Raw genomic sequence first — 10599 nt, 5'->3', positions numbered from 1 at the left:
ACGGCCATTGACCCGTACTCCTCGCTTTTCGTGAGCTGGAGTTCGCGGCTACCCTTCGGATTTGTCAAATCTGCACGGAATTTGAGTCAGACCCAAAATAACTCGCCGACGGGACAGGCATATAAAGGACGAATGGTGTTCTGTGTGCATCGGCGGGCATGGGACGCCTCAGGGCCGACCCGCGAAGGCTAAAAGGCAAAGGTCGGGAGAACGGCCGCTTTTGGTGCGATCAACCGTTCAACCGCAAATCAGGGAATGTCTCAAGCTGGTCGGCTATTGCCATTTTTGGCGGCAAACAATATTCATCGTCCGTCGCGAAAAACGACTGAGCGAGGCGACCAGGACCCGCTCTGTCGCGAATAAGTCGGGTATTCCAGGCATGACCGACCAGCGTCTCCAACCATCATGCGTGTCGGTATGGCCGACGCGCCGACAGGAGCGCTATCGTGAATCGTACCATCGGCATCATCGGCGCAGGTCTCGGCGGCTTGACGCTAGCACGTGTCCTTCATCGGCACGGGATCGCCGCGTCGATCTTCGAAGGGGAAGCATCACCCTTGGCGCGTACACAAGGCGGCCTGCTCGATATTCATGAGCATAGCGGTCAGCGCGCGCTGGAGGCGGCAGGCCTGCACGATGCCTTCCAGAGCCTTGTGCGTCCCGGCGAAGACGCCAAGCGTGTCGTTGACCCGGACGGTACAGTTTTGTTCGACAAGCCAGGCAGCTCTGCTTCGACGCGCCCGGAAGTTGATCGCGGCGAGCTTCGAACGATGCTGATGAGATCCCTGCCAGACGGGGCGATCCGATGGGGTAGTAAAGCGACCGCGCTGACTTCCCTCGGAGAGGGAGGGCACGCTATCGCCTTCAGCGATGGGACTGGCGCAACGGTCGACCTGCTGGTCGGTGCCGATGGTGCCTGGTCGAAGGTACGGCCGCTCCTGTCTTCGGCGACGCCTATTTATTCCGGCACCTGCTTTATCGAAATTGCACTGCTGGACGCTGTGAAGGAAGCAGCGTCGATTGGAGTGATCGGCCGCGGCACTCTGATGGCGCTCGCGCCGGGCAAGGGGATCATGGTCCACCGCTACGCGGACGGGACGGCCCGGGGGTATGCCGCGCTCAACAGGCCCGAGAAGTGGTTCGGCAAGATAGATTTTACTGACACTGCGGCGGCGCTTGGCCGGATTGCGGACGAGTTCGACGGATGGGCACCGACGCTGACCGCCTTCATTCGCGACAGCAGCATCGATCCCATCCCCAGGCCAATCTTCGCGCTCCCGGTCGGCATGTCGTGGCTGCGCGTGCCGGGTGTGACGCTCATCGGGGACGCCGCCCATCTAATGTCGCCATTTGCCGGTGAGGGTGCCAACCTTGCGATGGATGACGGTGCAAGACTGGCGGAGGCGATCCTCCGCCATCCAAACGACGTCGAGGCAGCATTGACTGCGTACGAGAGCGACCTGTTTCCACGTGCGGAAGCCGTGGCGCGGGCCTCGGCCGCAAATCTCGAGCTGTTCTTCGGCGAGGAGGCCCCGCGCAGCGTGATTGGCCTTTTGGGCGGCGGAGCTTAATCATGCGGTCTAGCGGTCATCTCTAAACATCACTCGCAAGGTTCCGCCAGGAACATGGGCTCCCTTCGACAAGGCGTACGCATCAATTGTGCCAGCGCCGAAGTGGGGCAACGTCGCCAGCTGATCAGTTCTTGAGTATTCCTGTTTCGGTCATTCAGTTGCCCCGGAAAGGCACCTCACTGCGCCAGACAGGGTCTGCCGCTGGAAAGCCACGTTTGAGATTGTGAGCATCGTTCGGGGGGCTGTTGCTGCCGCGGACGGAGGCACACATGACCCCAACGAAGCTCCTGATCGGCCAGATGCTGGTCGTGTTCGGCATTGTCCTGGCCGGCGTATGGTTCGCGACCCAGTGGGTCGCTGCCGAGCTTGCCTATCAACCTGAGCTTGGCGAACCCTGGCTTCGCCTGGGTCACTGGCGCATCTACGAACCCTGGGCATTGTTCGTCTGGTGGTTCGAGTTCGATGCCTACGCGCCGATCGTCTTCGATGAGGCGGGAGCGATTGCTGCGGCGAGCGGCCTTGCCGGATGCGGGGCTGCTATTTTCGGATCGGTCTGGCGTGCGCGGCAGCAGCGTAATGTCACGACCTATGGCTCGGCACGCTGGGCGGAGCGAAAAGATCTGCGCAAGGGCGGTCTTCTTGCCTCCCAGGGCGTCTTCCTCGGGCGGATGGGCGCAGACTACCTGCGGCATGATGGCCCGGAACATGTCATGGCGTTTGCCCCGACGCGGTCGGGAAAAGGCGTGGGCCTGGTGGTTCCGACGCTCCTCAGTTGGCTGGGCTCGGCTGTCATCCACGATATCAAGGGTGAGAACTGGCAGCTCACTGCAGGTTGGCGTTCCAGCTTTTCGCACTGCCTCCTGTTCAACCCGACGAACCCGCGTTCGGCTCGCTACAACCCGCTGCTGGAAGTGCGGCGGGGCCAGCATGAAGTGCGCGATGTCCAAAACATCGCGGACATCCTTGTCGATCCTGAAGGTGCCCTCGAGCGGCGAAGCCACTGGGAGAAGACCAGCCACGCCTTGCTGGTAGGCGCGATCCTGCACGTCCTCTACGCCGAACAGGACAAGACACTGGCGGGCGTCGCAACATTCCTGTCCGATCCGGGACGCGATTTCGAAGCGACATTGCGGGCGATGATGTCGGTCAACCATCTCGGCACGCCGGGTAAGCCCAGGGTACATCCTGTCGTCGCCTCGGCGGCGCGCGAAGTCCTAAACAAGTCGGTCAACGAGCGTTCGGGCGTGCTTTCGACAGCGATGTCGTTCCTTGGGCTCTACCGGGACCCTACCGTTTCTGCGGTCACCTCGACTTCGGATTGGCGGATCGCCGATCTGGTTGAGGGCAAGCATCCCGCCTCTCTCTACCTCGTGGTGCCGCCATCCGACATCAGCCGCACCAAGCCGCTGATCCGCCTCATCCTCAATCAGATCGGCCGGCGGCTTACCGAGGAATTGCAGGACCACGCAAGGCAAGGTGGCAGTTCCCGGCGGCACAAGCTGCTGATGATGCTCGACGAGTTTCCTGCGCTCGGGCGGCTCGATTTCTTCGAGACCAGTCTGGCTTTCCTGGCAGGCTACGGTGTGCGCGCCTTCCTTATCGCGCAGAGCCTCAACCAGATCGAGAAGGCCTACGGCGACCACAATTCGATCCTCGACAACTGCCACCTCCGGGTCGCCTTTGCCACCAACGACGAACGCACGGCCAAGCGCTTGTCCGATGCCCTCGGTACGGCCACCGAGCAGCGAGCGATGCGCAACTTTGCCGGGCACCGCCTCGCGCCCTGGCTCTCCCACGTGATGGTCAGCCGGCAGGAAACGGCGCGCGCGCTCCTGACCCCCGGCGAGGTCATGCAGCTGCCGGCAACCGATGAGCTCGTGCTTGCCTCCGGCATGCCGCCGGTCCGCGCGACCAAGCTGCGTTATTTCGAGGAACCCGCTTTCATGGAGCGGATGCTGCCGGCTCCCGAGCTTGCTGCCAACGGCTATCACGATGCGCCGCCGGCACGCCCCGACGATTGGCAAGGCCAGGTCCGGGATGTCGATGCCCGCCTGGCCCCTATGGCTTGCGGCAAGGCGGTGGAGCGGGCGGCAGAGGCGATGAGCGATACGAAGACGGAGAGGGGGGCAGACCAACCTGAGGAAAGTAGCGGCGGTAGCGAACAGGCGCGCCAGCCCGAACATGAAGCGATGTCAGCGCCGCCCCCTGCGCAGGTTCCTCTCACGGCGCTCGGCTTCGAGGCGGACGATGACGATCCTGCTGCGGACAAGCGCGCCATCGACCTGTCTCAGCAGCGTCTTGCGCGGGCGGCTTACGCCATCGGCTCGCCCGATCATCCCGATCAATTCCAGCTGGAGCTTTGACCATGGTGCAGAAAATCCGCCACCAGTTTCTCCTGGCGAAGCCGGTCAGCGACAAGCTGATCGAGCTAGCCGGCAAGCGCGGTGTTACCAAGTCGGATATCCTCGCTCAGGCGCTTGGCTACTGGCTTGACCGGAAAGGCGTGTCCGAACTCGACGAGCGGTTCGGGCGCAGGCTGGACAGACTCGCAGACAGCCTCGACCGGCTTGTGCGCGACAGCCACATCGAGCTCGAAACCCTGGCGCTATTTATTCGCTACGAGTTGGCGATCCATCCACCGCTTGCCGAAACCGACCACGCGGGTAGAGCGGCCGGATCGATGCGGTTCGAGGCTTTCCTGAACCAGGTCGCGCGGCAGGTCGGCAAGGGCCGGCGCACGCTCGAAGGCGGCGAAGCACAGTGACGGGCGCTGAAACCAACCTGCGCAAGCGCTCGATGCTGCGCAGTGCGATGGGACCGGCAATCGAGGCGGCCCTCGGCGATCCGCGCGTCATCGAGATCATGGTCAATCCTGACGGCATGTTGCGCCTCGACCTGCTGGGCGAGGGCAGGGTGGATACCGAAGTGCGGATAGCACAGGACCAGGTCGAGCGGATCATCCGTCTCGTCGCCAGCCACGTGCGCAGCGAAGTGCACGCCGAGCGGCCGATCGTTTCGGCAGAACTGCCCGCGCACGGAGAAGGGGCAGGGGAGCGCTTCGAGGGGATCTTGCCGCCGGTGGCGATGGCGCCGTGCTTTTCGATCCGCAAGCCGGCTGCTCGCATCCATTCGCTCGGCGACTATGTCGCCGACGGGATCATGAGCCGGGAGGCCGCCGAAATACTGCGGCAAGCCGTGCTTCACCGCGCCAATATCCTCGTCGTCGGCGGAACCTCGTCAGGCAAGACCACACTTGCCAATGCCTTGCTAAACGAGATGGCGTCACTCGACGAGCGGGTCGTCCTGATCGAGGATACCCGCGAACTTCAAAGTCCCGCGCCCGATACCGTCGCACTGCGCACGCGTCAGGGACACGTCACCATCGGCGACCTCGTTCGCTCGACCCTGCGGCTGCGCCCCGATCGCATCATCGTCGGGGAAGTGCGGGGCCCCGAAGCACTCGACATGCTGAAGGCCTGGAACACCGGGCACCCCGGCGGCATTGCGACGATCCATGCCAACGGCGCCGGTGCTGCGCTCCACCGGCTCGAGAGCCTGGTCCAGGAAGCTGTCGTCACGGTGCCGCGCCGCCTCATTGCCGAGGCCATCGATCTGGTCGTCTTCATTGCCGGACGGGGCCTTGCCCGGCGGATAGCCGCCATCGCGCGGCTCGAAGGCCTCGACCCCGGCAGCGGCGACTACCGCCTTACCGACCTCTTGTCCCCCTCAACCCCAGAAGGAGAATGACGCCATGATGTCACTGCCATTTCGCCGGGCGCGCCCGGGCGCTGCCTGCGCTTCGCTGCTTGCCGGAGCAATCGCCTTTTCCCTCGCCGCGCCGGCCTGGGCGTCGGGCTCGGGGATGCCCTGGGAACAGCCGCTCGAGCAAGTGCTGGAATCCGTACAGGGTCCGGTCGCCAAGATCGTGGCGGTCATCATCATCATCGTCACCGGTCTGACGCTTGCCTTTGGGGAGACGGCCGGCGGCTTCCGGCGGCTCATCCAGATCGTGTTCGGTCTCTCGATCGCCTTTGCTGCGTCCAGCTTCTTTCTCTCGTTCTTCAGCTTCGGCGGCGGAGCGCTCGTCGCATGATTGCAGCCGGCCAGCATACCGAAGGGTTCGAGGTGCCGATACACGCCAGCCTCGGCGCGCCCATCCTGCTTGGCGGCGCGCCGCGGGGCATCGCCATCGTCAACGGCACCCTGGCGATGGCGGTGGGCCTCGGGCTGCAGCAGTGGCTGGCCGGCCTCGCCATCTGGGCGGCGGGGCACAGCCTCGCCGTCCTCGCGGCGCGGCGCGATCCCGATTTCGCGCCCGTCCTCCTTCGCCATCTGCGCCAGAGGGGATACTACGCATGCTGAACCTTGCCGAATACCGGGAGAAGCCGGCGTCTCTTGCCGATCACCTGCCTTGGGCAGCGCTCGTCGCGCCCGGCGTCATGCTGAACAAGGACGGATCGTTCCTGCGGGTGCTCGCCTTCCGCGGGCCTGACCTGGAATCCTCGACTTCCGGCGGCCTCGTCTCGATTGCCGCGCGCGCCAACAATGTGCTGCGCCGCTTCGGATCGGGCTGGGCGCTGTTCTTCGAGGCCGAACGCCGCGAGGCGATGGCCTATCCCGACGATGCCTTTCCCGATCCCGCCAGCTGGCTGGTAGAGCGCGAACGGCGCGAGGGCTTTCTCGCCGAAGGCCGACACTTCGAAAGCGCGTTCTATCTGACACTCACCTGGTTGCCGCCTGCCGACAGCCACGATGCCGCCGGTCGCCGCCTTGTCGAGCGGGCAGACGAGGCGGGGGGCCGTGACTGGCGTGAAGCTCTCGCCGGGTTCCTGACGGAGACCGATAGAGCGCTCGACCTCTTGGATAGCTTCATGCCCGAAGTGCGCGGGCTCACCAGCGGCGAACTGCTGACCTACCTCCACGGCGCCATCTCCAATTCCCGCCATCCGGTCCGCGTTCCCGAAACGCCGATGTATCTCGACGGCCTGATTGTCGACACACCTCTCATTGGCGGTCTGGAGCCGCAGCTCGGCGACCGGCACCTGCGCACGATCTCGGTGCTGGGCTTTCCGGCCATGAGCCATCCTGGGCTGCTCGATGCCCTCAACAGCCAGGACTTTCCCTATCGCTGGGTGACGCGCTTCATTGCCATGGACAAGCCGGAGGCGACCAAGGTGCTCACTTCCCTGCGCCGGCAGTGGTTCAACAAGCGCAAGTCGCTGACCGCGATGCTGCGCGAGGTACTCTACAACAGCCCTGCGCAGCTTCTCGACAGCGATGCCGACAACAAGGTCGCCGATGCGGACCTGGCCCTGCAGGCGCTGGGCGGCGACTATGTCTCGTTCGGTTATCTCACGACCACGATCACCGTGAGCGATCCGAGCCGCGATGTTGTCGAAGGGCGCATGCGAAAAATCGAGCGCATCCTGGGCGGGCTCGGGTTCACGACGATCCGTGAGCGGGTGAACGCGGTCGAGGCATGGCTCTCCTCGCTGCCGGGCCACGTCTACGCCAATGTCCGCCAGCCTCTCGTCCACACGCTCAACCTTGCCCACCTGATGCCGCTGTCCTCGGTATGGGCAGGGCCCGCCGCCAACGATCATCTTGGCGGCGCGCCGCTGCTGCACGCGCGTACGTCCGGTTCCACCCCGTTCCGCCTTTCGACCCATGTCGGCGACGTCGGACACATGTTCGTCGCAGGGCCAACCGGCGCGGGCAAATCGGTGCTGCTGGCACTCATGATCCTGCAGTTTCGGCGCTACGAGAAGGCGCAGGTCTTCATCTTCGACAAAGGGCAATCGGCACGCGCCGCCGTGCTGGCCTGCGGCGGCGCCCATCATTCGCTTGGCCTTGGCGTAGAGGGCGGCTCCGGACTTGCCTTCCAGCCCCTTCGCCGCATCGACGATCCGGCGCAGCGCGCCTGGGCGGCGGAATGGATTGCGGCGCTGCTGGCGCAGGAAAACCTCGTCGTCACCCCGGAAGTGAAGGACCAGATATGGTCGTCGCTGACGAGCCTTTCGACCGCGCCGGCCGCAGAGCGCACGATCACCGGTCTGACCCTGCTGCTGCAGTCCAATGCGCTGCGCACAGCGCTTTCGCCCTACACCCTTGAGGGTCCGTACGGCGGCCTCCTCGACGCCTCGGAGAACGCGCTGCGTTTTGCCGATGTCCAGTGTTTCGAGACAGAGGCGCTGATGGGCCATGCCGGCGCCGCCGCCCCGGTGCTTACCTATCTGTTTCACCGCCTCGAAGAGCGCTTCGACGGGCGGCCGACGCTGCTCGTGCTCGACGAGGCCTGGATATTCCTTGACCACCCGCTGTTTGCCGCACGCATCCGGGAATGGCTGAAAGTGCTGCGCAAGCGCAACGTCTCGGTCTTGTTCGCGACCCAGAGCCTTGCCGACATCGCCAATTCCCCCATCGCGCCTGCCATCCTGGAAAGCTGCCCGCAGCGCATCCTATTGCCCAACGACCGGGCGGAAGAGCCGCAGAGCCGCGAAACCTACGAGCGCTTCGGGCTCAATGCCCGGCAGATCGAGCTGATCAGCCGGGCGACGCCCAAACGGGATTACTATCTTCAATCGGCCCAAGGGAACCGGCTGTTCGAACTGGGGCTTGGGCCGCTGGCGCTCACCTTGTGCGGTGCCTCCGACCCAGCGACGCAGGCCCGGATCGATGCACTGCTTGCCGCAGGCGGCACCCGCCAATTTCTCTCCCGTTTCCTGACAGGGACGCCTGCAGAGTGGGCGGCGGATCTCATCGCGCACTTTCCCGGACCGCAGGACTGGGAGGGGGCGGACGATGCTGCCCTCGATCTCACGCCGTTTTTCCAGCTGTAGGAGAATGACCATGTCCATAATGCCCGTAATCCGGGGCCGCCGCGCAGGCGCACTTATAATCCTGGCCGGTTGCGCTCTTGCGGCCGGCGCCGCGCTGCAGCCTCGTTCGGTGCAAGCGGTAGTCGTCTACGATCCCACGAATTACTCGCAGAATGTCCTCACGGCTGCGCGCGCGCTGATGCAGGTGAACAACCAGATCCAGTCGCTGCAGAACCAGGCGCAAGGCCTGGTCAATCAGGCGAAGAACTTGTCGCGGGTGAGCTTCCCCGAGCTTCAGGCGCTGACAGATACGCTGCGCAAGATCGACGTGCTGATGGACCAGGCAAGGGGCATCGAGTTCAAGGTGGCGAATGCCGATCGCCAGTTCGCGCAGCTCTACCCCGATGCCTTCACCCGGTCGCTGACGCTCGACGACCAGGTCACGGCCGCCCGCACGCGCATGGCGGCGCAAGTTTCGGCCTACCGCCAGACCGTCACGCTCCAGGCGCAGATCGCCGAGAACGTCGCGGTCGATACCTCGGCGCTCGGCTCGCTGGTTGCCAGAAGCCAAGGCGCCGAAGGCGCGCTGCAGGTCCAGCAGGCCACCAATCAGCTGCTTGCCCTTACCGCCAAGCAGCAATTCCAGATCCAGGAGATGATGGCGGCGCAATACCGCGCGGAAGCGGTGAGTGAAAGCAATCGCGCGCAGGAAGCCGCCGAGGCTCAGGCCGCAACGCAGAAATTCCTGGGTTCCGGCACCGCCTACACACCGAACTAGCAGCTTTGGGCCTTTCGGCCCGATCGAGCCAGCAGCGGCGGACTGCCTCTCCCGCCGCCGCGCCGCGGGGCGCGTGCCTATCGTCCTTGGGCCGCGCGCCCCGCGGCACCCCAACTCAGCAGGAAGGCCAGCGATCATGGGCAACCTCAATGTCATCGACCAGTTCATGGCGACGTTCATCCGCTACATCGACAGCGGCTTCGGACTGCTGGGCGGCGATGTGCGCTTCCTGAGCGCGACACTGATCGCGATCGATGTGACGCTTGCGGCCCTGTTCTGGACGCTGGCCGGAGAGGACAACGTGCTCGCGCGATTCGTGCGCAAGATCCTGTTCGTCGGCGCTTTCGCCTTCATCATCAATAATTTCTCAGGGCTTGCCGACATCATCTTCCGCTCGTTCGCGCAGGCGGGCCTGACGGCAGGCGGCGGTAGTATTGGACCTGCCGATCTCCTGAAACCCGGCCGGCTTGCAGGTATCGGTTTCTCGGCATCTTGGCCGCTGCTCGTGCAGGCTTCCAAGATGCTGGGCTTTGCCAGCTTCTTCGACAATTTCCTGACGATCGCCGTCCTGCTGCTGGCCTGGCTGCTCATCATCCTGGCCTTCTTTATCCTCGCGGTGCAGATGTTCGTCTGCATCCTCGAGTTCAAGCTGGTGGGGCTGGCCGGGTTCATCCTGGTGCCGTTCGCGCTGTGGAACCGCACGAGTTTTCTCGCTGAACGCGTGCTCGGTCACGTGGTCAGCTCCGGCATCAAGGTCATGGTACTGGCGGTCATAGTCGGTATCGGCTCGACGTTCTTCGACGACCTGACGCAGGCTCTTCAGGGCCAGGAACCTGACATCGGCCAGGCCATGAGCCTGGTATTGGCCAGCCTAGCTCTCTTCGGCCTCGGCATCTTTGCTCCCTCGGTCGCCAGCGGACTTGCTTCCGGCGCTCCGCAGCTTGGGGCAGGGGCCGTCGCGGGTACCGCCATAGGGGCAGGCGGGGTCGCGATGCTGGCCGGCGGCGGTGTGGTCGCCGGCGCGCGCATGGCAGGCGGCGCGCTTGGCGGCATCCGCGCGGGAACTTCGATGGGAACCGCTGCTTCGGCGACTGGCCCCGCCGGCAAGCCGGCTTCCAGCCGTGGAAGCAGCGCGAATGCCCATGCTGCAGCATCGCCTTCGGGCGGCTCGGCGCACAATTCCAAGACAGCGCGGCCGGCTTCGAATTCCGGCGGTGCCAGCGAGCCGGGCGGTTCGACCTCGTCAGATACCGAGAACACGAACTCTCCGCCGCCGGCTTCCGGCGGCGGAGAGACGGCGCCGGCATGGGCAAAGTCGCTGCGGGCAGAACAGAGCTCCCGTCATCGCCGGCAGATGGCCATTCACGCGCTCCAGCAGGGCGACCGCGGCGGCGGATCCACCACTCCCGACATCAGCGAAAGGAATGACTGA

At 64.7% G+C, this 10599-nt stretch carries 9 protein-coding genes; all 9 read left to right on the top strand.

The window, feature by feature from the left end; all coding sequences use genetic code 11:
• The first annotated feature begins 446 nt into the window (after positions 1-446).
• The 9 genes from EDF57_RS23465 to trbL all read left to right on the top strand — a co-directional run bounded on the left by EDF57_RS23465 (position 447) and on the right by trbL (position 10599).
• Entirely contained in the window at positions 447-1571 is a 1125-nt protein-coding gene (locus EDF57_RS23465; RefSeq protein WP_134096098.1) for an NAD(P)/FAD-dependent oxidoreductase, read from the top strand.
• Between the two features lie 269 nt (positions 1572-1840).
• Entirely contained in the window at positions 1841-3934 is a 2094-nt protein-coding gene (locus EDF57_RS23460) for a conjugal transfer protein TraG (protein WP_134096097.1), read from the top strand.
• A 2-nt stretch (positions 3935-3936) separates the two neighbouring features.
• Complete coding sequence (locus EDF57_RS23455; protein ID WP_134096110.1) at positions 3937-4335, top strand: CopG family transcriptional regulator; 399 nt, start codon at positions 3937-3939, stop codon at positions 4333-4335.
• A 32-nt stretch (positions 4336-4367) separates the two neighbouring features.
• Complete coding sequence (trbB, locus tag EDF57_RS23450; protein WP_134096109.1) at positions 4368-5318, top strand: P-type conjugative transfer ATPase TrbB; 951 nt, start codon at positions 4368-4370, stop codon at positions 5316-5318.
• A 7-nt stretch (positions 5319-5325) separates the two neighbouring features.
• Positions 5326-5664, top strand: coding sequence for a TrbC/VirB2 family protein (locus EDF57_RS23445; RefSeq protein WP_243841258.1), 339 nt, complete (start codon positions 5326-5328; stop codon positions 5662-5664).
• On the top strand, positions 5661-5933 hold the full coding sequence (locus EDF57_RS23440) for a VirB3 family type IV secretion system protein (RefSeq protein WP_134096096.1): 273 nt from the start codon (positions 5661-5663) through the stop codon (positions 5931-5933). Before EDF57_RS23445 ends, EDF57_RS23440 begins: the two co-directional genes overlap by 4 nt.
• Positions 5927-8410 carry a conjugal transfer protein TrbE gene (gene trbE / locus EDF57_RS23435; protein ID WP_134096095.1) on the top strand — a complete coding sequence of 828 codons (2484 nt, stop codon included), beginning with the start codon at positions 5927-5929 and terminating at the stop codon, positions 8408-8410. Before EDF57_RS23440 ends, trbE begins: the two co-directional genes overlap by 7 nt.
• Positions 8411-8414: 4 nt before the next feature.
• Positions 8415-9167, top strand: coding sequence for a P-type conjugative transfer protein TrbJ (trbJ, locus tag EDF57_RS23430; RefSeq protein WP_347876967.1), 753 nt, complete (start codon positions 8415-8417; stop codon positions 9165-9167).
• A gap of 136 nt (positions 9168-9303) precedes the next feature.
• Positions 9304-10599: a P-type conjugative transfer protein TrbL gene (gene trbL, locus EDF57_RS23425; protein ID WP_134096094.1), complete on the top strand. Its 1296-nt coding sequence runs from the start codon at positions 9304-9306 to the stop codon at positions 10597-10599.

The sequence above is a fragment of the Novosphingobium sp. PhB55 genome, from assembly GCF_004368805.1.
GTDB lineage: Bacteria > Pseudomonadota > Alphaproteobacteria > Sphingomonadales > Sphingomonadaceae > Novosphingobium.
This window is presented reverse-complemented; position numbering and strand designations above follow the sequence as displayed.

Coding starts and splice junctions, on each gene's coding strand:
- EDF57_RS23460 (WP_134096097.1), top strand. CDS start 1,841: ATGACCCCAACGAAGCTCCTGATCGGCCAGATGCTGGTCGTGTTCGGC.
- EDF57_RS23455 (WP_134096110.1), top strand. CDS start 3,937: ATGGTGCAGAAAATCCGCCACCAGTTTCTCCTGGCGAAGCCGGTCAGC.
- trbB (WP_134096109.1), top strand. CDS start 4,368: ATGCTGCGCAGTGCGATGGGACCGGCAATCGAGGCGGCCCTCGGCGAT.
- EDF57_RS23445 (WP_243841258.1), top strand. CDS start 5,326: ATGTCACTGCCATTTCGCCGGGCGCGCCCGGGCGCTGCCTGCGCTTCG.
- EDF57_RS23440 (WP_134096096.1), top strand. CDS start 5,661: ATGATTGCAGCCGGCCAGCATACCGAAGGGTTCGAGGTGCCGATACAC.
- trbE (WP_134096095.1), top strand. CDS start 5,927: ATGCTGAACCTTGCCGAATACCGGGAGAAGCCGGCGTCTCTTGCCGAT.
- trbJ (WP_347876967.1), top strand. CDS start 8,415: ATGACCATGTCCATAATGCCCGTAATCCGGGGCCGCCGCGCAGGCGCA.
- trbL (WP_134096094.1), top strand. CDS start 9,304: ATGGGCAACCTCAATGTCATCGACCAGTTCATGGCGACGTTCATCCGC.